Annotated in this window: 20 protein-coding genes; 6 read left to right on the top strand and 14 right to left on the bottom strand. The window is 69.3% G+C overall.

The features are described from left to right. Positions 1-631: 631 nt before the first annotated feature. Positions 632-1,117 carry a DNA/RNA non-specific endonuclease gene (locus tag AB0M99_RS35970; RefSeq protein ID WP_365928168.1) on the bottom strand — a complete coding sequence of 162 codons (486 nt, stop codon included), beginning with the start codon at positions 1,115-1,117 and terminating at the stop codon, positions 632-634. Positions 1,118-1,272: 155 nt separating this feature from the next. On the opposite strand from AB0M99_RS35970, the gene AB0M99_RS35965 reads away from it, so the two are divergent. From AB0M99_RS35965 to AB0M99_RS35955, 3 genes are read left to right on the top strand one after another with little or no spacing between them, the layout of a single operon-like run. Further along, positions 1,273-1,764 carry a hypothetical protein gene (locus AB0M99_RS35965; protein ID WP_365928165.1) on the top strand — a complete coding sequence of 164 codons (492 nt, stop codon included), beginning with the start codon at positions 1,273-1,275 and terminating at the stop codon, positions 1,762-1,764. Positions 1,765-1,806: 42 nt separating this feature from the next. Further along, positions 1,807-2,289, top strand: a complete 483-nt coding sequence (locus tag AB0M99_RS35960) for an SMI1/KNR4 family protein (protein ID WP_365928163.1) — start codon at positions 1,807-1,809, stop codon at positions 2,287-2,289. A gap of 50 nt (positions 2,290-2,339) precedes the next feature. Next, positions 2,340-2,831, top strand: coding sequence for a hypothetical protein (locus tag AB0M99_RS35955; RefSeq protein WP_365928161.1), 492 nt, complete (start codon positions 2,340-2,342; stop codon positions 2,829-2,831). A 208-nt stretch (positions 2,832-3,039) separates the two neighbouring features. Here AB0M99_RS35955 and AB0M99_RS35950 read toward each other — a convergent pair whose 3' ends face one another. The 5 genes from AB0M99_RS35950 to AB0M99_RS35930 all read right to left on the bottom strand — a co-directional run bounded on the left by AB0M99_RS35950 (position 3,040) and on the right by AB0M99_RS35930 (position 8,771). Further along, the gene (locus AB0M99_RS35950) at positions 3,040-4,713 is read right to left on the bottom strand and encodes a bifunctional uroporphyrinogen-III C-methyltransferase/uroporphyrinogen-III synthase (protein WP_365928159.1); all 1,674 of its coding nucleotides are present in this window, start codon (positions 4,711-4,713) and stop codon (positions 3,040-3,042) included. Continuing rightward, positions 4,710-5,678, bottom strand: coding sequence for a hydroxymethylbilane synthase (gene hemC / locus AB0M99_RS35945; protein WP_365928157.1), 969 nt, complete (start codon positions 5,676-5,678; stop codon positions 4,710-4,712). Before hemC ends, AB0M99_RS35950 begins: the two co-directional genes overlap by 4 nt. Next, on the bottom strand, positions 5,675-7,405 hold the full coding sequence (locus AB0M99_RS35940) for a glutamyl-tRNA reductase (protein ID WP_365928155.1): 1,731 nt from the start codon (positions 7,403-7,405) through the stop codon (positions 5,675-5,677). The genes hemC and AB0M99_RS35940 overlap by 4 nt, the downstream gene beginning before the upstream one ends. Then, positions 7,402-8,220: a redox-sensing transcriptional repressor Rex gene (locus AB0M99_RS35935; RefSeq protein ID WP_365928153.1), complete on the bottom strand. Its 819-nt coding sequence runs from the start codon at positions 8,218-8,220 to the stop codon at positions 7,402-7,404. The genes AB0M99_RS35940 and AB0M99_RS35935 overlap by 4 nt, the downstream gene beginning before the upstream one ends. A 272-nt stretch (positions 8,221-8,492) precedes the next feature. Then, entirely contained in the window at positions 8,493-8,771 is a 279-nt protein-coding gene (locus AB0M99_RS35930; RefSeq protein WP_365928151.1) for a glutaredoxin family protein, read from the bottom strand. Between the two features lie 160 nt (positions 8,772-8,931). Between AB0M99_RS35930 and AB0M99_RS35925 the strand changes: the two genes are divergently transcribed. From AB0M99_RS35925 to AB0M99_RS35915, 3 genes are all read left to right on the top strand, one after another. Continuing rightward, the gene (locus AB0M99_RS35925) at positions 8,932-9,909 is read left to right on the top strand and encodes an HAD-IB family hydrolase (RefSeq protein WP_365928149.1); all 978 of its coding nucleotides are present in this window, start codon (positions 8,932-8,934) and stop codon (positions 9,907-9,909) included. A 407-nt stretch (positions 9,910-10,316) separates the two neighbouring features. Then, positions 10,317-11,129 (top strand): ECF subfamily RNA polymerase sigma factor, BldN family, encoded by an 813-nt coding sequence (locus tag AB0M99_RS35920; RefSeq protein WP_365928147.1) that lies wholly within the window; start codon positions 10,317-10,319, stop codon positions 11,127-11,129. 234 nt (positions 11,130-11,363) lie between these two features. Further along, positions 11,364-12,560 carry a DUF5667 domain-containing protein gene (locus AB0M99_RS35915; RefSeq protein ID WP_365928145.1) on the top strand — a complete coding sequence of 399 codons (1,197 nt, stop codon included), beginning with the start codon at positions 11,364-11,366 and terminating at the stop codon, positions 12,558-12,560. A gap of 91 nt (positions 12,561-12,651) precedes the next feature. On the opposite strand, the gene AB0M99_RS35910 is transcribed toward AB0M99_RS35915, so the two are convergent. From AB0M99_RS35910 to AB0M99_RS35875, 8 genes are all read right to left on the bottom strand, one after another. Continuing rightward, positions 12,652-13,635: a lysophospholipid acyltransferase family protein gene (locus AB0M99_RS35910; RefSeq protein WP_365928143.1), complete on the bottom strand. Its 984-nt coding sequence runs from the start codon at positions 13,633-13,635 to the stop codon at positions 12,652-12,654. Further along, positions 13,635-14,726, bottom strand: a complete 1,092-nt coding sequence (locus AB0M99_RS35905; protein ID WP_365928141.1) for an NAD-dependent epimerase/dehydratase family protein — start codon at positions 14,724-14,726, stop codon at positions 13,635-13,637. The genes AB0M99_RS35910 and AB0M99_RS35905 overlap by 1 nt, the downstream gene beginning before the upstream one ends. A gap of 101 nt (positions 14,727-14,827) precedes the next feature. Then, complete coding sequence (locus tag AB0M99_RS35900) at positions 14,828-14,926, bottom strand: AURKAIP1/COX24 domain-containing protein (RefSeq protein ID WP_003948845.1); 99 nt, start codon at positions 14,924-14,926, stop codon at positions 14,828-14,830. Between the two features lie 153 nt (positions 14,927-15,079). Further along, the gene (locus AB0M99_RS35895) at positions 15,080-15,289 is read right to left on the bottom strand and encodes a helix-turn-helix domain-containing protein (RefSeq protein ID WP_162688852.1); all 210 of its coding nucleotides are present in this window, start codon (positions 15,287-15,289) and stop codon (positions 15,080-15,082) included. A gap of 115 nt (positions 15,290-15,404) precedes the next feature. Further along, positions 15,405-16,235 (bottom strand): phosphatase, encoded by an 831-nt coding sequence (locus tag AB0M99_RS35890; RefSeq protein ID WP_365928139.1) that lies wholly within the window; start codon positions 16,233-16,235, stop codon positions 15,405-15,407. Between the two features lie 164 nt (positions 16,236-16,399). Continuing rightward, the gene (locus AB0M99_RS35885; RefSeq protein WP_365928137.1) at positions 16,400-17,578 is read right to left on the bottom strand and encodes an acetoin utilization protein AcuC; all 1,179 of its coding nucleotides are present in this window, start codon (positions 17,576-17,578) and stop codon (positions 16,400-16,402) included. Next, positions 17,520-18,746 (bottom strand): MFS transporter, encoded by a 1,227-nt coding sequence (locus AB0M99_RS35880; RefSeq protein WP_365928135.1) that lies wholly within the window; start codon positions 18,744-18,746, stop codon positions 17,520-17,522. The genes AB0M99_RS35885 and AB0M99_RS35880 overlap by 59 nt, the downstream gene beginning before the upstream one ends. Before the next feature lie 51 nt (positions 18,747-18,797). Beyond that, entirely contained in the window at positions 18,798-19,451 is a 654-nt protein-coding gene (locus AB0M99_RS35875; RefSeq protein ID WP_365928133.1) for an HAD family hydrolase, read from the bottom strand. Between the last annotated feature and the right edge of the window lie 183 nt (positions 19,452-19,634).

Raw genomic sequence — 19,634 nt, 5'->3', positions numbered from 1 at the left:
AGTCTCCTACACGCCCTTCACCCGCCCGCTCGACCTCCTCGGACTATCCCTGACCTGCGACGCAGCATGATCAACACGACAATGAATCAGCCCTGCGTCCGTAGTCAGATCAAGGGCGATCCCTCGGCGCTCACCCAATCAAATCTGACCCGCGGCCAACTACGGGGAAATTCTCCACGCGTCATTGCCAGAAGGAATTCCGTGACGCCTCCAGGGAATATCTGGACTTCTGGGCATTGCCGGAACGAGATGGCCACGGCCCATTCTTCATTGCCATTTGAGGGCGGAGCCAGGAGGCATACATCGCCATTAAAATCATGATATGCCCAGGGGATGAAATTGGCCATACGGAAGGTCTCGTCGTCAATTCCGTTTGCCATGCATTCAATTCCGGCAAGGAAGGTGACTCGCTCTTCCTGCATGAATTTTAGCAAGGGGTCGATACCGTCAGGGTGTGCAATGAATAGATGTCCGAAGACTGTCGCATCCCCATATCCATCGACAAATCTCTTGTAGTCGTTCGGGAGCGCGCACCCAGTCCAGGCCTCAACTTCTTCCCATGATCTGCGGCTGGCAGGTCTGAACCTCTCCGGCGGACCGAATGCGTCTCCAGTACTATCCGGCACCTTAATCACCTCTGGTATATCTCGGATGAGCATATGGCAGGCCCGGAGGTAGCGGAATTCCTGATGTAGCAGTCGATGTTCATTCCTCGATTTCCCCATGCCTGGATGTGAATAAAATCGGGAATTCCTGTAGGTCTTGCTGGGTAGATCGGTGTGGACTCGTAGTGTACCGCTTGCCCCGCGGCGACCTGGGCCGCAACCTTATTCTCGACACCACGCATGACGTTGGAGTTTGCATCGCGGTGCAGCGGAACGAGGTTTCGAAACTCTGACCCAGATCCGCCAAGTTGACAGGCGGCGAGGTGACCACGAGCCTTCGAGCGCGGGGCTACGGACAGATCCCAGTAGTCAGCAGGGAAGGCAGGGAAGGGGCCGTTGGTGGCACCCGTCTCGCAGTCCAGCTTCCACTTGGTGATGGTCTTCGTTCCATCCCTCGCATCCTCGGGCGAGGAGAAGTTACTGAACTTGAATTCGTGATGTCGGTCAGCCATCCATGATCAGGTCGGTGCCGGCCAGGCAGCCGTCGACCAGGTCCGGGCGGTACTGGATCTGCTTGAGTCTGGGTTCCGGGGGTGCCACGGACGATGACGACGCCGACTGCACCACCCAGCTGGCCGACCCTGTGAGGCCAGCTGACCGAGGAACCGTGGGCCCAGTCTGTTTCCGCGCTCCCAGTAATGCCACGCAAGCGCAAATAGATGAGCTAAAGGATCACATTGCAGCACTCAACGACAAGAAGGGATACCTGTCGCCGACTGGCAGAGTACTCCCCTCACAGGTGAAAATAACCATTGACGGCAAGACAAAAACCCTCAATGAGCTTGCCACTGGTATCAAGAAGGGCCACATGGGGGATATGGAGGGCACGCAGTACCAGTACAAGGGTTCAGATAAGGTCGCTGGACATCTTCCGGATACAACTTGGTCTGCAAAAAAGGATCCATACTGCTGGCATCGGCAGGATGGTAGAGTAAATTCCCTCGTGGGTTCTCATTCTGGCAAATACCAGGTGGGGTATAAGCCCACAGGGTTCTACTATGCGGGCGTGAATAATAATCCAGCAACATACACGACCGAATATGTGGTCGGGTCGGTCGTGAAGAATTCATACGGAATATGCGAAATAACCAGGCCGTAGATTGGAATGGGTGTGCGGGTTCAACGAGCCGTTTCAGCTGTCATGTCGCGGCGCCTTGAGGAGCATTCTGATGCTCCTTGGCGTGGCCAGATTCCTCGCGTTCACGACCCGGCGACGGAAGTGGAGTTGTCTGAGTTGGAGCGGCGCTGCGGCCAGCCTCTAGAGATCTCATATCGTGAGTTTCTCGCCACCACCAACGGCATGGAGCATTTCTACCTGGATCTGTCTGCATTCGGTACGCGAGACTGGCCTGCCGGTGAAAGGGTTGTCGATGCTATCGATTTCGGGGAAACCTTGAGGGAGATTGCACTCACACAGGATGTTGGATTGCCGCAGAGTGTTGACATGTTTCCTGTAGCAATTGATGAAGACTCGACCGTGGGTATCTTCATGATTAATGTCGAGGGAGTGGGGGAGCGCTTCTGGTGGGTGGGCAACGGCGACAGTATGTTCTTCAATGGGTTTCTGGACATCTTTTCATATACCCTTGACCCGTCCTCCATTGAACCTCGATCGGAAGTCTAGACTGTACGCCGAAGGCAGGAATGGAAGCGAGAAGTAGACCGCACGTCGCCGTGAATCCGGCCACGGCATTTTCTGAATTGTCGAACATCTTGGGTCCATCACCCTTGTCGGGTGGATTGAATCTTCGCCGGGTTGAGGAAGCGTGGGGGATTTCGCTACCTCAGGAGGTTCATCGCCTGACGGAGGCCTACGGCGATGTGATGATCGACGATTACCTGTTCAACTACGGATCGCAGACCCTTCAGAGTCTGGGGGAGTTGATGAGCGAGGATGTGCGTAATGGCGATGGGTTAGTCGATGACCCTGTATTGCCCGAGAAGGGTGGCATGCTCCTGTGGGGCCACACGATCGAAGGGGACAAGCTATTTCTGGTCCCCCGTGCGGCAGGCGCGATGTGGACGGTCTCTGCATTCCGCCGCACCAAGGGGGACTGGCATGAGACAAGTCTTCCGCTTGAAGAGTGGCTCGTTCAGGTATTCCGAGGCGGCATCGAGACGGAATGGCTCCCGGAGTGGCCGCACCGCCACACCTTCGAGGTGTAGGGGTGCCTGATATCGCCCCTTCGGGAGGATTGAGGATTCACAGACGGAACCTGTATGCGTGGGCGTGGCCGAGGGCAGTACCGAGGATGCCGTTCATACCGCCGGACGAGGAGAACTGCTGGCTGGGCGTACCCACCGGCGGGCCGGACGCGCCGCGGGGCCCGGGCGGTGGATGCCGCCCGAGCCCCGTGAGGAAACGCTCCGCCTGTCAGGTCGTACGGCGACGCCTCGCGCCCGGACGGCGCTCGCTCGGCCGGAACACGCTCTCCCCGGCCTCCCTCGCCGCCTCGCGGCGGGCCGCGCCGTACTCGGCGAGGGCCTCCGCCAGCTTCGAGACCGACGGCTCCGGCGACAGGACGTCGACCCGCAGGCCGTGCTCCTCGGCCGTCTTGGCCGTGGCCGGGCCGATGCAGGCGATGACGGTGACGTTGTGCGGCTTGCCGGCGATGCCGACGAGGTTGCGCACGGTCGAGGACGACGTGAAGAGCACGGCGTCGAAGCCACCGCCCTTGATCGCCTCGCGCGTGTCCGCCGGCGGCGGCGACGCGCGCACGGTCCGGTAGGCCGTGACGTCGTCGACCTCCCACCCGAGCTCGATCAGGCCCGCGACCAGCGTCTCGGTCGCGATGTCGGCGCGCGGCAGGAAGACGCGGTCGATCGGGTCGAAGACCGGGTCGTACGGCGGCCAGTCCTCCAGCAGCCCGGCCGCGGACTGCTCGCCGCTCGGCACCAGGTCCGGCTTCACGCCGAACTCCACCAGCGCCGCGGCGGTCTGCTCGCCCACCGCCGCGACCTTGATCCCGGCGAAGGCGCGGGCGTCGAGCCCGTACTCCTCGAACTTCTCCCGGACGGCCTTGACGGCGTTGACCGAGGTGAAGGCGATCCACTCGTAGCGTCCGGTGACGAGCCCCTTGACGGCCCGCTCCATCTGCTGCGGGGTGCGCGGCGGCTCCACGGCGATGGTCGGCACCTCGTGCGGCACCGCGCCGTACGAACGCAGCTGGTCGGAGAGCGAGGCGGCCTGCTCCTTGGTACGCGGTACGAGGACCCGCCAGCCGAACAGCGGCTTCGACTCGAACCAGGCCAGCTCCTCGCGCCGCGCGGCGGCGCCGTGCTCACCGACCACGGCTATCACCGGCCGGCCGCCCTCGGGCGAGGGGAGCACCTTGCCCTGCTTGAACACCTGGGCGATGGTGCCCAGGGTCGCGTTCCAGGTGCGCTGGCGGGTAGTGGTGCCGGCCACGGTCACCGTCAGCGGGGTGTCGGGCTTGCGCCCGGAGCTCACCAGCTCGGCGGCGGCCGCCGAGACCGTCTCCAGCGTCGCGGAGACGACGAGGATGCCGTCGCTGGCGCCGACCTCGGTCCAGCAGCGTGCCGAGGCGCTCTTCGCGTCCACGAACCGCACGCCGTGGTCGTCACCGCGCTTGTCGCGCAGCGGGACGCCCGCGTACGCCGGAACGCCGACGGCGGTCGGGATGCCCGGGACCACCTCGAAGGGGATGCCCTCGGAGGCGCAGACGAGCATCTCCTCGGCCGCGCTCCCGTCGAGCCCGGGGTCCCCGGTGACGGCACGGACGACCCGCCTGCCGGAGCGCGCGGCCTCCATGACAAGATTGGCCGCGTCCCGGATCACCGGGACTCCGGCGGCTGCTGACACTTCGTCAGCTACCGTCAGCTGTGGCGTGTCCACGCCCGCGCGCGCATGCGTACGTACGACGTCGAGCACATCGGGCTCGGCGATCAGCACGTCCGCCGCGGCGAGCGCCTCGACGGCACGCAGCGTCAGCAGACCCGGGTCACCGGGGCCGGCACCGAGGAAGGTGACGTGCCCGTGCGCCGCGTGCGCCGCGAAAGCGGGAGTGGTGGGACTTTTGGGGTTCAAAGCGACCGCTCCCCCATCAGACCGGCCGCACCCTTCGCCAGCATCTCGTCCGCGAGTTCACGGCCGAGAGCCATGGCCTCGTCGTACGACTGGGGTACGGGACCGGTGGTGGACAGCTGCACCAGCGTCGAGCCGTCGAGCGTGCCGACGACGCCGCGCAGGCGCATTTCATTGACAGTCTGCCCATCGGCCAACAGGTCGGCGAGCGCCCCGACGGGGGCGCTGCAGCCGGCCTCCAGGGCCGCGAGCAGGGCACGCTCGGCGGTTACGGCGGCCCGGGTGTACGGGTCGTCGAGCTCGCCGAGCGCGGCGATCAGGTCCGCGTTGGACGCGAGGCACTCCACGGCGAGGGCGCCCTGGCCCGGAGCGGGCAGCACGTTGTCGACGGAGAGCAGGTCGGTGGCTTCGTCGCTGCGGCCGATCCGGTTCAGACCGGCGGCGGCCAGCACGACCGCGTCGAGCTCACCGTTGCGCACGTAGCCGATCCGGGTGTCGACGTTGCCGCGGATGGCGACGGTCTCGATGACCTTGCCCAGAGCCTTGGCGTACGCGTGCAGCTGGGCCGTGCGGCGCGGCGAACCGGTACCGATCCGGGCGCCGTCGGGCAGCTGCTCGAAGGTCAGGCCGTCGCGCGCGACGAGCGCGTCCCGGGGGTCCTCGCGCAGCGGCATGGCCGCGATCACGAGCTCGTCGGGCTGCCCGGTCGGCAGGTCCTTCAGCGAGTGGACGGCGAAGTCGACCTCGCCGCGCACGAGGGCGTCGCGCAGGGCGGTCACGAACACCCCGGTGCCGCCGATCTGCGCGAGGTTCTCGCGGGACACGTCACCGTAGGTCGTGATCTCCACGAGCTCGACGGGACGGCCGGTGACCGCCCGTACCGCCTCGGCGACGTGCCCGGACTGGGACATGGCCAGCTTGCTGCGCCGCGTGCCGAGCCGCAGTGGCTGGTCGAGACGTGGATTCATGATGCCCGTCCTGAGTCGTGGTTCTTGTCAGCCTCGTCGGCCCGGCTGACGGAGGCCACCGTCTGCGGGTCGAGATCGAAGAGTTCGCGCAGAGCCTCCGCGTACCCGGCGCCGCCGGGCTCGCTCGCGAGCTGCTTGACGCGCACGGTCGGCGCGTGGAGGAGCTTGTCGACGACGCGCCGCACGGTCTGGGTGACCTCGGCCCGCTGCCGGTCGTCGAGGTCGGGGACCCGTCCGTCGAGCCGCGCCACTTCCATGGCGACGACCTCGGCGGCCATGGCGCGCAGGGCGACCACGGTGGGCGTGATGTGCGCGGCCCGCTGGGCGGCCCCGAAGGCGGCCACCTCGTCGGCGACTATGCCGCGTACGGCGTCGACGTCGGCGGCCATCGGCGCGTCCGCGGACGCCTCGGCCAGCGACTCGATGTCGACCAGCCGTACGCCCGGGATCCGGTGCACGGCGGCGTCGATGTCGCGGGGCATGGCCAGGTCCAGCAGCGCGAGCCGTACGGGCGCGCCGTTCTGGCTGCGTACCGTCCTGCGGGGCTGCCGCTGTGCGGCGGCCTCGCCCTGGTCGGCCCATGTCCCGTGCAGTTCGAGGGAGTTGGCGTCGACCCCGGTCAGCGCCGCCCGCCCGTCGGCGGTGCGCGCCGGGTCGGTCGCCAGCGCGTCGAGCCCGACGGGACACCCGTCCCGCTCCCCGGCCTCGACCGCGGTGAGCGTCCGCGCGGCCCCCGCGTCGGCCATCCGCTGCCCGCCCTCGGCAGCAGCGGCAAGCCGCGCGACGAGCTCGGCCGGCACGTCCAGGCCCACGGGGGCCGAATCCAGCCCCGCCCGGGGGCCCCTCCCAGCGGTAGCTGGGGGAGTTTGAGGCGCGGGGTCCGGGGCAGCGCCCCAGGACACGGCGGCGCGGACGTCATCGGCGGTCAGGACCAGCCCCGTGGCGCCGGTGCACGAGACGACCACGTCGACTCGTGTCAGCTCATCGGCCACAGAAGCCATCGGCACCGCCGATGCCCGCACACCCGTGCCTGAGGCAACCAGAATCTCGGCCAAACGCTCCGCCCGCTCGGCGGTCCGGTTCGCCACGACCACCTCGGCCACGCCGACCCGCGCCAGCGTCGCCGCCGCGAGCGAGGACATCGACCCGGCGCCGATCACCAGCGCCCGCTTGCCCGCGGCCCACTCCCCCACCGGCAGGTGAACGGCCAGCTGCTCCAGCCCGAAGGTCACCAGCGACTGCCCGGCCCGGTCGATCCCGGTCTCGGAGTGCGCCCGCTTGCCGACCCGCAGCGCCTGCTGGAAGAGGTCGTTGATCAGCCGGCCGGCGGTGTGGAGCTCCTGCCCCAGAGCCAGCGCGTCCTTGATCTGCCCGAGGATCTGCCCCTCGCCGACCACCATCGAGTCCAGCCCGCACGCCACCGAGAAGAGGTGGTGCACCGCCCGGTCCTCGTAGTGGACGTACAGGTACGGGGTGAGCTCCTCCAGCGCGACACCGCTGTGCTGCGCGAGCAGCGTCGACAGCTCGGCGACACCGGCGTGGAACTTGTCCACGTCGGCGTACAGCTCGATCCGGTTGCAGGTGGCGAGCACGGCCGCCTCCGCCGCCGGTTCCGCGGCCAGCGTGTCGTGCAGCAGCTTGACCTTGGCGTCGGCGGACAGCGACGCCCGCTCCAGGACGCTCACGGGCGCGCTGCGGTGGCTCAGCCCTACGACGAGCAGACTCATGCCGGCATCACCGCCGGGACGTCGCCCTCGGGGTTGCCCTTGCGCGCGACGGCGGTGGCCCGCCCGGCCGGCGGCACGACGGCGGCGGCGGGAGCCGCACCGGAGCCGGAACCGGCCACGGGGCCACTGGTGGCGGCGGCCGCGGCGGCTTCCTCGCCGGCCTTCCGCTGCTCGTGGAACGCGAGGATCTGGAGCTCGATCGAGAGGTCGACCTTGCGCACGTCCACGCCCTCGGGCACGGACAGCACGGTCGGGGCGAAGTTCAGGATGGAGGTGACACCGGCGGCGATCAGCCGCTCGCTGACCTGCTGGGCGGCCCCGGCCGGCGTCGCGATGACGCCGATGGAGACACCGTTCTCCTCGATGATCTTCTCCAGGTCATCGGTGTGCTGCACGGGCATCCCGGCCACCGGCTTGCCGGCCATGGCCGGGTCGGCGTCGATCAGCGCGGCCACGCGGAAGCCGCGCGACGCGAAACCGCCGTAGTTGGCCAGGGCGGCGCCGAGGTTACCGATGCCGACGATGACGACGGGCCAGTCCTGGGTCAGCCCGAGCTCGCGGGAGATCTGGTAGACGAGGTACTCGACGTCGTAGCCGACGCCGCGCGTCCCGTAGGAGCCGAGGTACGAGAAGTCCTTGCGCAGCTTCGCGGAGTTGACTCCGGCGGCGGCCGCGAGCTCCTCGGAGGACACCGTGGGCACCGATCGCTCGGAGAGCGCGGTGAGGGCGCGCAGGTACAGCGGAAGCCGGGCGACAGTGGCCTCGGGAATACCTCGGCTGCGGGTCGCCGGTCGGTGAGTTCGGCCAGTTGCCACGATGCTCCTGCGGGATGAGCGGGGCTGCAGGCGGTCACTTGTCCCAGGACCGCCCCGTCGGAAGCAGGCTATGCCTTTGTGAACGCGTGCACAAAGATTGTGTCCGCTTTGTCCGAGCAAAGTGACCGGGGTCACGCGGCCTGACCACCGTGAACGGGAACCGGAACTACACCGAACCCGTTCAAATCCCGAAGGGGGCAAAACCGTACACACTCCTCATCGATACGCCCCCGAACCCCACAAATCGCCCACGATGGTAACTGGCGGAAGGGTCAGGCCTCCAATGCCCGCTTGAGCCGGTCAGGGTTCACCCTCCAGAAGGTGTGCTGCTCTCCGTCCACCAGCACCACGGGGATCTGCTCCCAGTGCAGCCGGTAGAGCTCGGCGTCCTGCGAGATGTCCTTCTTCTCCCATTGCGCTCCGGTCTCGGCGCACACTCTCTCGATCTCTTCCTGGGCGGCATCGCACAGATGACACCCCGGCTTCCCGATGAGCGTGACCATCCGCTCCTCGGGACGCTTCTTTTCCTTACGGCGCAGCAAAGGGCTCATATCCCCATTCTCCCGCGCCCCGGTCCGCCGCCCGTCCGCTCGTCCGTCCGCTCGCCTGTCCGCTCGCCCGTCCGCTCCTTAACACCGGCGCCCCGAAGAGTTCACGCCTCCGCATCCCATCGGTTCGGGAACTCCCGAACACAATGGCTATGCTCGCGTCATGGCCGCTCTGGGATGGCTCACCCCCCGTAGGCGCTCCGCCACCGCGCGGAGCGTGCTGGCAGGCGAGGCCTCGGCCGAGGCCGCCCGCAAGACCGCACAGGCCGAAGCCCCGCCCTTCGTCGAGGAGCCGGCAGCCCCCGTCCCTGCCTCCGCGCAAGAGGCGGAAGAGGCGGGAGAGGCCGAGATCGAGTTCCCCGTGGCCGGCGACGACCTCGCCGCCGCCTTCTTCGACCTCGACAACACCGTCATGCAGGGCGCCGCGATCTTCCACTTCGGCCGCGGCCTCTACAAGCGCGAGTTCTTCCAGCGCCGCGAACTCGCCCGCTTCGCCTGGCAGCAGGCCTGGTTCCGGCTCGCCGGGGTCGAGGACCCCGAGCACATGCAGGACGCCCGCGACAGCGCGCTGTCCATCGTCAAGGGCCATAAGGTCTCCGAACTCATGGCCATCGGCGAGGAGATCTACGACGAGTACATGGCCGAGCGGATCTGGCCGGGCACCCGCGCCCTGGCCCAGGCCCACCTCGACGCCGGCCAGAAGGTGTGGCTGGTCACCGCGGCGCCCGTCGAGACGGCCACGATCATCGCCCGCCGGCTCGGCCTGACCGGAGCCCTGGGCACCGTCGCCGAGTCCGTGGACGGCATCTACACCGGCCGCCTGGTCGGGGAGCCGCTGCACGGCCCCGCCAAGGCGGAGGCGGTGCGCGCCCTGGCCGCCGCCGAGGGCCTCGACCTCGAACGGTGCGCCGCGTACAGCGATTCGCACAACGACATCCCGATGCTGTCGCTGGTCGGGCATCCGTACGCGATCAATCCCGACACAAAACTGCGCAAGCATGCCCGCGCCCACGACTGGCGGCTGCGCGACTATCGCACCGGCCGCAAGGCCGTGAAGGTCGGCGTCCCCGCGGCCGCCGGAGTCGGCGCCATCGCGGGCGGCGCGGCCGCAGCCATCGCCCTGCACCGCCGCCGCAAGTAGCCCGCGACACCCCGCCTGCGGGCCGCCGCCCCGCCACCGCCTGCGCCTGAGCCGCCCCGCGGGCCCGCCGGTCGGTCCCCGCCTGCCGCCGGCCCGCTGCGGTGCGGGCATTCCCCTGCTCTACCCCCGTGCCCTGCGCGGCATTCCCGCATGCCCGACTCGGTCGCGAGCCACGCTGGAAGCCGCCATTCCGCGCATCCAACCGATCAAGAAACGATCACCAACTGCGACTGAATATGCCCTCGACACGCAACAGAAGTGTCGGAACCGGTGATTTGAGCAACTGGGTGTAGCGCTGCCTGTACGAAGCGTTATTCTCCTCAAACGCATGCCACCGGCCATCTGTCGCCACGACGGGTGAACGGTCCCGCACTGCACGTGATGGAAGCTCTGCCTCTGGGAGTCCCGTGTACCCACCTGTCGGGGTTGACGCCTCGGGCCTGGCTACGCTGCGCGCAACGGTCCTCGACCACCTGCGCGGCTTCGTCCCCACCGCGTACGCCGTCCCCGCATTCGCCACCGCGGTCCCTGCCGGCCACGGTCCGGCCGGTCCTTGCTACGCCCTGACCGACGGCGGAGCGACGGTGGGCAGACGCGGTCGCCCGTCCTCGGGCACCGGCTCCGCCGGCACCACCGCGCCGGCCGCCCCCCGCCGCCCCACCGCGGACAGCGACCAGGCCCGCATGATGGACCTGGTCGAACGCGCCCAGGCCGGGGAGGCCGAGGCCTTCGGCCGGCTCTACGACCAGTACAGCGACACGGTCTACCGCTACATCTACTACCGCGTCGGCGGCAAGGCGACCGCGGAGGATCTCACCAGCGAGACCTTCCTGCGCGCGCTGCGCCGCATCTCCACCTTCACCTGGCAGGGCCGCGACTTCGGCGCCTGGCTCGTGACGATCGCCCGCAACCTGGTCGCCGACCACTTCAAGTCCAGCCGCTTCCGCCTGGAAGTGACCACAGGCGAAATGCTGGACGCCAACGAGGTGGAACGCTCCCCCGAGGACTCCGTCCTGGAGTCCCTTTCCAACGCGGCCCTGCTGGAGGCCGTACGGAAACTCAACCCGCAGCAGCAGGAGTGCGTGACCCTGCGCTTCCTCCAGGGCCTCTCGGTCGCGGAGACGGCACGCGTCATGGGAAAGAACGAGGGCGCCATCAAGACGCTCCAGTACCGGGCGGTCCGCACCCTGGCCCGCCTCCTCCCGGACGACGCCCGCTGAAGCTGCTCACCATCCACACAACCGGTAGCCCCTGTCGATGACTCTGATGACGCTGTGGTCCGATCATCCTTCGTCCGTAACCCAAGTGCCGCGCCGCTCGTTGTGCGGGATGCAGGCTCCCTGTGGACACGCTTTGCCCGAAGCCGCTCACTCGAAAGAGTGGATGTGCTCAAGGAAGGCAACCTTCCGGACACCTTGGGGAGTCGATCGTCATGACGAGAGGAGGTGCCGCCAGTGATCGCGAACGTGACTCCGCACCGGCGGGCGAACGCCTTCGCCCAGGCCCTGGAGGAGCGGACCCCGTCCGACCTTTCGGAACCGGACCCGGCGGCCGAGCAGTCCGAGGCACCTGCCGAACCTGCCGACCACGACCGGTTGTTGGCCCTGGCGAGCGTGCTCGGCGAACGTATGCCGCGCCCGGTGCTGGACCCCGAGGTCAAAGTGGTGCAGCGAGCCCAGCTCGTTGCCGCCATGGAGGCCAAGGTGATGCAGGAGAGGGCCGGAGGCGGTGCCGCCGACCCTCAGGTGCCCGAACAGCGGACCGGCCGCGGCGCCCACCGGGCGACCTCGCTCCGGAAATTGCGGCCCCGCTCCCGCTGGTCCAAGGGCATCGCGGCAGGCGGCCTCACCGTAGGTGTGGCCGCGGGGGCCTTCAGCGGAGTGGCCGCTGCCAGCACGGACGCCCTGCCCGGTGACCACCTCTACCCCGTGAAGCGGGGCATGGAGGACATCAGGCTCGGGATGGCCGACGACGATTCGGACCGGGGCGAGCTCTATCTCGACCAGGCCGCGAACCGCCTGTCGGAAGCCCGCAGGCTGATGGAGCGCGGCCGTACGGGCGTACTGGACCACGAATCCCTGGGCGACATCCGCCGCGCACTGGCGGGCATGAAGCACGACGCCACGGAGGGCCACCGGCTCCTCCAGGCCGCGTACGAACGGGACGGCTCGCTCGGCCCGATCGCGGCACTGTCGTCGTTCTCCCAGTCCCAGGGCAACGCCTGGAGCCGGCTCCGGCAGAAGCTCCCGGCCCAGCTCACCGACGTGGGCGGCGAAGTCGACTCGGTCTTCCAGGCCATAGACGATGACGTCGCGCCGCTCCAGGGCCTGCTCCCCAAGCCGCCCGAGCAGACCCGCGGCCCGGGTGCACCGGCCAAGCCGAGCACCCCCGCGGGCAAGCAGCAGGCGGCCCCCACCCCGGGCACGCCGTCCGCCGCACCCGCCCCGAGCGCGTCGGACTCCGGCAAGCCCCCCGCCCCCGGCGGCGGCCTCCTGGGCGGTACGGGCAATCTCCTGAACCCGCCCGCGGGCGGCCAGTCCGCCCCCGCCCCCTCCGCATCCCCGGACCACCCCAAGCCGGAGATCACCCTCCCGCCCCTGCTCCCGGGACTCCTCCCGGGCCTGGGCCTCAACGCGGAGGACGCGGAGTAGCAGCGCGTACGGAACGCCGGCAGGGCAGATCCAGCCCCGCCGGCGTTCCGTGTGCGCGCGGGCGTGTGCACGGGCATGTGCGCGGGATCCGTCAGAAGAAGACGGACCTGCGCTGCACCAGCAGCTTGTACAGCGTGTGCTGGATCTGCTCCCGCACCTGATCCGTCAGGTTGAACATCAGCATCGGATCCTCCGCGGCCTCCGCCGCGTACCCGTCCGTCGGGATCGGCTCACCGAACTGGATCGTCCACTTCGTCGGCAACGGCACCGCCCCCAACGGCCCCAGCCACGGGAACGTCGGCGTGATCGGGAAGTACGGGATCCCCAGCAGCCGCGCCAGCGTCTTCGCGTTGCCGATCATCGGGTATATCTCCTCCGCCCCCACGATCGAGCATGGAATGATCGGCGTCCCCGCGCGCAGCGCCGTCGACACGAAGCCGCCCCGGCCGAACCGCTGGAGCTTGTACCGGTCCCCGAACGGCTTCCCTATCCCCTTGAAGCCCTCCGGCATCACCCCGACCAGCTCCCCGGCCTCCAGCAGCCGCTGAGCGTCCTCCGCGCACGCCAGCGTGTGCCCGGCCTTCCGCGCCAGCTCGTTGACCACCGGCAGCATGAACACCAGATCGGCCGCCAGCAGCCGCAGGTGCCGCTGCGCCGGGTGGTGGTCGTGCACCGCGACCTGCATCATCAGGCCGTCCAGCGGCAGCGTCCCCGAGTGGTTCGCCACTATCAGCGCACCACCCTCCTTCGGGATGTTCTCGATGCCCTTGACCTCGACCCGGAAGTACTTGTCGTACAGCGGCCGGATCATCGACATCAGGACCTGATCGGTCAGCTCCTTGTCGTAACCGAAGTCGTCGACCTCGTACTCACCGGTGACCCGCCGCCGCAAGAAGGCCAGCCCGCCCGCGATCCGCCGGTCCCAGCTGCTCCCGGGCGCCGCCGGCTCCGGTACGGCCTCCACCACGGGCTCGGCCGCCGTCGGCTCCGGCTCCACCGGCGGAGCGGCCCGCACCCGCCGGGGCCGCCGGCGCGACCGGTCCTCGTCGAACGGAATGACCTTGGCGTCCGCCACTATCGCTTCGCTCCCTCAGCCGCAGGCTCTACGTTGAACAGGTCCGCGTTCGACAGGTCCGCCCCCACCAGCCCCGCCACCCGGTCCACGGCCCGCGCCGCCCGCTCCGGCGGCAGCAGCCCGGTCCCCCGGCTCCGCGCGAAGTCCGCGAACGTCTCGGTGGTCGTGTACATCGGCTCGAACCCCAGCACCTCCCGCATCTGCGTGGTCTGCACGACCCGCCCGTGCGTGAGGAGCCTTATCTGCTCGGGCGAGAAGTCCGTGACCCCGACCGCCCGCAGCGCGGACCCCACCCACGTCACCGCGGGCAGCAGCAGCGGCACCGTCGGCCGCCCCAGCCGCCGCGAGCACTGCGACAGCAGCAGCACCCCGTCGCCGGCGATGTTGAAGGTCCCGCTGTTGAGCGTGCCGCTGCGGGGATCCTGCGCCGCCAGCCGCAGCACGTCCAGTACGTCGTCCTCGTGGACGAACTGCAGGCGCGGGTCGTAGCCCAGCACCGTCGGCATCACCGGCATCGAGAAGAACTCGGCGAGCGCCGAGTCCGCGAAGGGCCCCAGGATGTTCGCGAACCGCAGGACGCACACCGCCACGTCCGGCCGTCTTCGCGCGAAGCCCCGTACGTACCCCTCGACCTCCACGGCGTCCTTCGCGAACCCGGCCGACGGCAGCGACTTCGGCTGCGTCGTCTCGGTGAACACGGCGGGGTCCCGCGAAGTGCCCCCGTAGACGCTCGTACTGGACTTCACCACGAGCCGCCGTACCGTCGGCGACTTCTGGCACGCACCGAGGAGCTGCATCGTCCCGATGACGTTGGTTTCCTTGACCGTGCTGTGCGAGCCCCCGCCCGCCCCCGAACTGCCCCCGGTGACCGCCAGGTGCACCACCGTGTCGACGGCGTGCTCGGCGAGCACGCGGGCGATCGCCGACTGCCTGATGTCAGTGCGGATGAACTCCGCCGATCCCAGCCTGTGCGGCGGAGCCACCGCGTCCACCGCGATGACCCGCTCGACCGCCGGATCCCGCTGGATCCGCCGCACGAAGCGGCCTCCCAGCTGCCGGGCAGCCCCGGTGACGAGCACGACCTTCCCCACGAGCTCAGCGCCTCCCTGTTAGGAACAACCCGTCCCCGGCTACACCGCAGCCCCTCCACCAGAATGGTGGAGGGGCTGCGGAGAACACGTACAGCTGCCGTTTACTTCTTGTTACGGCGCTGGACGCGGGTGCGCTTGAGCAGCTTGCGGTGCTTCTTCTTAGCCATCCGCTTGCGCCGCTTCTTGATAACAGAGCCCACGACTACCCTCGCTCACTTCTCTTCATTCGGTGCGGGGCGTCGGGGCCCACACGACCTGTGTCGGCCTAGCCTACCCGCCCGAGCTCTGAGCTTGTAATCCGAGTGCACGCGAGGGGTGACACAGGGGGCCCGACAGGCCCCCGAGGCCCGTTCTCAGGCCGACTCCACCCCCACAAATGACTCGCGGAGGTACTCATGCACCGCGTTCTCGGGGACCCGGAAGGACCGGCCCACCCGGATTGCGGGCAGATGACCGTTGTGCACCAGCCGGTACACGGTCATCTTCGACACTCGCATCACCGAGGCGACCTCCGCCACGGTCAGGAACTGAACCTCACTGAGAGGCCTCTCGCCAGCAGCCATGACACACCTTTGACCTTCCGCGCATGACGGGCACCGGCTTCCCCTCCGGTTACACCCCGTCGTCGCACGCTCACTCCCCAGAGTAGGGGCGTGTGATACGAGTGGGGAAGAGGAGCTACAGCCACTCCTGGCGACCCGGCAGGCTCGCCCGGTTGAGCACATAGCGAGTGAGCGGTCCGTAGTAGTCCGAGCGCACCGCGTCATCAAGCGGAACGGCCACCGAGACCCGCCCCTCGGCCTCCCCGACGAACAGCGCCGGATCATCCGTATCCGCCAGCCCGATCGCCTCCACACCGAGCTGACCTGCACCGCAGACCCATCCGTGATCCCCCACCACCAACCCCGGCAGCGGCCCGCCGGCCTCCGCGAGGGCCGCGAGGGCGATCCGAACCGGCAGCGGTGAGTGGGTGTGCGCGCCGGTTGCACTCCGGGCCGGGCGCGCGCCGCCTTCCCGCACCAGTGCGACTCCCCGTACGTAATCGATGCTGTACGGGCGTACGCCGAACCGGGTCTGCATGTCCACAGCCACCCCCTGCGCGGGAGTGAGAACAAGACATCCCGCCGCCGACAGCGCCTCCGCCAAACCTGCGTAGAACCCCAGGAGCCGATGCGGGTGACCGGTCCCGAACAGCACCGGTGCCCGCGCGCCCGCCGCCGCCCGCAGCCGCCCCGCGAACGCCTCCAGACCCGCCAGCGTCAGCTCCGGGTCGATCACGTCCGGCCCGCTGACGTGCGCCGGGTCCGCCGAGACCCCGCACTTGTCCGCCATCAGCCGCAACAGGTCCCGCTCGCCCCAGCACCACTCCGGATCCAGCCCCAGCAGCACCCGCGGATCGCGCGCCGCGAACAGCCGGTAGCTGCGCAGGCTCTCCTCCCGGGAGGTCGCGACAGGCCCGGCCAACCGGGCGGCCAGCAGATGCGCTCGCAGCGCGGCGGTGCTCAACACCCTCCGATGCTGCCGCACCGGACCTGGCGGTTCATCAATTACACGGATGAGCCCCACAGTTGGCGTAACACCTGGCATGGCCGCGCCCGGCAAGGGGCCCGCGCAGGGCCGCGTACGGCCGCGCCCGGCCGCGCCCGGCGGGCCGCACGGCCCGCCGGCGGTCGCTACACGAGCATCCCGCGCAGCGGGAACACCGCCCGCCGCGTCGCCAGCACCGCCTGGTCGATCCGGTCCGCCGGGTCGTAGCCGGCCTCCCACTCCCGCCACACCGGCTCCCGCCCGTCCGTCATCCGGGCCGGCGCCAGCTGCCGCGTACGCGCGTACACCTCGTCCCGCCACGACGCCGGCACCGCGCTCTGCGGATCGATCGGCCGGTGCCCGGCGATGGCCACCAGATGCGTCCACGACCGCGGTACGACGTCCACGACCTCGTACCCGCCGCCGCCCAGCGCCAGCCACCGCCCGTCCGCGTACTCGTGCGCGAGCCGGTGACAGGCCTCCTGGACCGCCCGCTGCGCGTCCAGCGACACCGCCAGGTGCGCGAGCGGATCCTCGAAGTGCGTATCGGCCCCGTGCTGGGTCACCAGCACCTGTGGCCGGAAGTCCTCCAGCAGCTCCGGCACGGTCCCCTCGAAGGCCCGCATCCACCCCTCGTCACCGGTCCCGGCGGGCAGCGCGACGTTCACCGCCGACCCCTCGGCGGCGCCGCCGCCCGTCTCCTCCGGCCAGCCCGTCTGCGGGAACAGCGTCCGCGGGTGCTCGTGCACCGACACCGTCAGCACCCTGGGGTCGTCCCAGAACGCCGCCTGCACCCCGTCCCCGTGGTGCACGTCCACGTCCACGTACGCCACCCGCTCGGCCCCGAGCTCCAGCAGCCGCGCGATGGCCAGCGACGCGTCGTTGTACACGCAGAAACCGGCCGCTCCGCCCGGCATCGCGTGGTGCAGCCCGCCGGCGAAGTTCACGGCGTGCTCGGCCTCCCCGCGCCAGACGGCCTCCGCCGCGGCCACCGACTGCCCGGCGATCAGCGCGGACGCCTCGTGCATCCCGTGGAACGCCGGATCGTCCATGGTGCCCAGCCCGTACGAGCCGTCGGCGACCCCCGGGTCGGCCGAAACCTCGCGCACGGCGGCGACGTAGTCCGCCCGGTGCACCAGCCGCAGCGTCGAGTCACCGGCCGGCTTGCCCGCCCGTACCTCCAGCTCCCGGTCCAGCCCGAAGGCCCGTACCAGGCCCATCGTCAGCGCCAGGCGCACCGGATCCATCGGATGGCTCGGCCCGAAGTCATACTTCGTTACCGCCTCGTCCCACATCAACAGCCCTGTCACCGACTCGCCGCTCATGCCGCACACCGTATCCGGCCACGTCCGAGCCGAACGAGCGGGCGTAGAACAACGTCACCAGCACCAGCGCCATCGGCACGAACATCGCCCCCCGATAGCTCCACGCGTCACCGATCCCCCCGACGAGCGGGGACCCGATCAGGAACCCGACGTAGTTGAAGATGTTCAGCCGCGCCACGGCCGTGTCCGAAGCACCCGGGAAGAGCCTCCCGGCCGCCGCGAAGGTCTGCGGCACGATCACGCACAGCCCGATCCCCAGCAGCGTGAACCCGAGCATCCCCACCCACGGCCCCGACGCCACCGCCACCACGGCGAAACCCCCCGCCGCCACCAGCGACCCCATCCGCACCACGGCCGCGGCCCCGAAGCGCCGCACCCCCAGGTCACCGACGGCCCGCCCGAGGAGCGTGGTCACCATGTAGACGTTGTACGGAACCGTCGCCAGCTGCTCGGAGCTCCCCAGCACGTCCTGGAGGTACTTGGCACTCCAGTTCGCCACCGTCGAATCCCCGATGTACGCGCACGCCATCACCAGGCACAGCGGCAGCAGCAGCTTGAACCCGCCCGCGCCCAGCCCCTTCTCCGCCGCAACCACCGGCGCCGAGCCCTCGTCGGCGTAGAACCGGCTGGCGAAGAGCGCCGCCGGCAACAGCACGAACACCGCGGGCAGGTACGACGTGAACAGCGACAGGTGCCAGTGCGCCCCCGCCCACGCGGCCGACGCCCCCAGGATCCCGCCCAGGCTGTACGAGGCGTGGAACCCCAGCATGATGCTGCGCCCGTACGCCCCCTGCAGCCTCACCCCGAGCATGTTCATCGACGCGTCCAGCGCACCCACGGACAGCCCGAACGCCCCGAGGGCCAGGGCCACCTGCCACATGTCCGTACCGGCACCCGCACCGAGGAGCGCGAGCAGCACCAGGGGCTGCGCCCACCTCAGCACCACACTGGGCGGCACCCGCTTCACGAGGTGCTCGGTCGCGACGCTCGACAACCCGGCGAGGATCGGAACGGCGGCGAGGAAGACGGGCAGCAGCCCGTCGGATATCCCGTACCGGTCCTGGATGGCGGGAATCCGCGTCACGAGGAGGGCGAAGGTCACGCCCTGCACGAAGAAGCTGAACCCCAGGGCCGCACGCCCGTGGCGCAGCCGCACGTCTGCTGTCATGGCGGCACAGCGTAGGCCCCGTGGCTACCCGTGGGTAGAGAGATCACACGGTCAATCCTGCAGGCCGAGGAGCCCGGGCAGCTGCGCCATGTCCCCGAAGTACCCGGTGGCCCCGGGCAGCCGGTCCGCGGGCAGCATCCCGGTGAATCCGTACACGTCCATGCCCGCGGCGACCGCGGCCTGGATCCCGAGCGGGCTGTCCTCGATGACCACGCAGCGGGCCGGCTCCACGCCCATGGAGCGCGCGGCGTGCAGGAACAGGTCCGGGGCGGGCTTCCCCCGGCCCACGTCCTCCGCGCTGAAGATCCACTCCTCCTCGAACCACTCGTCGAGGCCGGCGGCCCGGTGTCCGACCCGGATCCGCTCGTGGCTCCCGGAGGAGGCCAGGCAGTACGCCATGCCGCTCTCGATCAGCGCACCCAGCACCCCTTCGACACCGGGTACGGGCTTGAGCTCCCGCTCGAACGCGGCGAAGGTGCGGGCGTACAGGTTCCCGTCGAACTCCGGCGGCAGCCGCTCCCCGGTCCGCTCCAGCACCAGATCGTGCACCCGGTGCAGAGCCGCTCCCATGTAGTCGCGGAGCGATTCCTCGTACGAGGTGGGATGCCCCAGCTCGGTCAGGTACCCGGCGAGGATGCTGTTGGCGACCGGCTCGCTGTCCACCAGCACGCCGTCGTTGTCGAAGATGACGAGGTCGTAGCCCATGCGCTAACCCTACGATCCGTCAGGCCGGATCCCTCCGGACACCATGCCGGGCATCCGCAGGACACCTGAAGGGCCGTACCGCGCACTTGCCCGTAAACGCAGAAAAGCCCCGCACCATAAGGTGCGGGGCTTTCCCACAATGATTGTTCGGCGGCGTCCTACTCTCCCACAGGGTCCCCCCTG

Origin of the sequence: Streptomyces sp. NPDC051183, assembly GCF_040682455.1 — a bacterium.
Taxonomy (GTDB): Bacteria; Actinomycetota; Actinomycetes; order Streptomycetales; family Streptomycetaceae; genus Streptomyces.
Note: the sequence above shows the minus strand (reverse complement) of the source record. Positions and strands in the feature narration are given on the sequence as shown.

Excerpts from the sequence above, each read along its gene's own strand:
- AB0M99_RS35885 (WP_365928137.1), bottom strand. The coding sequence starts at position 17,578 with ATGAGCGGCGAGTCGGTGACAGGGCTGTTGATGTGGGACGAGGCGGTA.
- hemC (WP_365928157.1), bottom strand. The coding sequence starts at position 5,678 with ATGAATCCACGTCTCGACCAGCCACTGCGGCTCGGCACGCGGCGCAGC.
- AB0M99_RS35880 (WP_365928135.1), bottom strand. The coding sequence starts at position 18,746 with ATGACAGCAGACGTGCGGCTGCGCCACGGGCGTGCGGCCCTGGGGTTC.
- AB0M99_RS35970 (WP_365928168.1), bottom strand. The coding sequence starts at position 1,117 with ATGGCTGACCGACATCACGAATTCAAGTTCAGTAACTTCTCCTCGCCC.
- AB0M99_RS35930 (WP_365928151.1), bottom strand. The coding sequence starts at position 8,771 with ATGAGCCCTTTGCTGCGCCGTAAGGAAAAGAAGCGTCCCGAGGAGCGG.
- AB0M99_RS35875 (WP_365928133.1), bottom strand. The coding sequence starts at position 19,451 with ATGGGCTACGACCTCGTCATCTTCGACAACGACGGCGTGCTGGTGGAC.
- AB0M99_RS35925 (WP_365928149.1), top strand. The coding sequence starts at position 8,932 with ATGGCCGCTCTGGGATGGCTCACCCCCCGTAGGCGCTCCGCCACCGCG.
- AB0M99_RS35960 (WP_365928163.1), top strand. The coding sequence starts at position 1,807 with ATGTCGCGGCGCCTTGAGGAGCATTCTGATGCTCCTTGGCGTGGCCAG.
- AB0M99_RS35895 (WP_162688852.1), bottom strand. The coding sequence starts at position 15,289 with ATGGCTGCTGGCGAGAGGCCTCTCAGTGAGGTTCAGTTCCTGACCGTG.
- AB0M99_RS35940 (WP_365928155.1), bottom strand. The coding sequence starts at position 7,405 with ATGAGTCTGCTCGTCGTAGGGCTGAGCCACCGCAGCGCGCCCGTGAGC.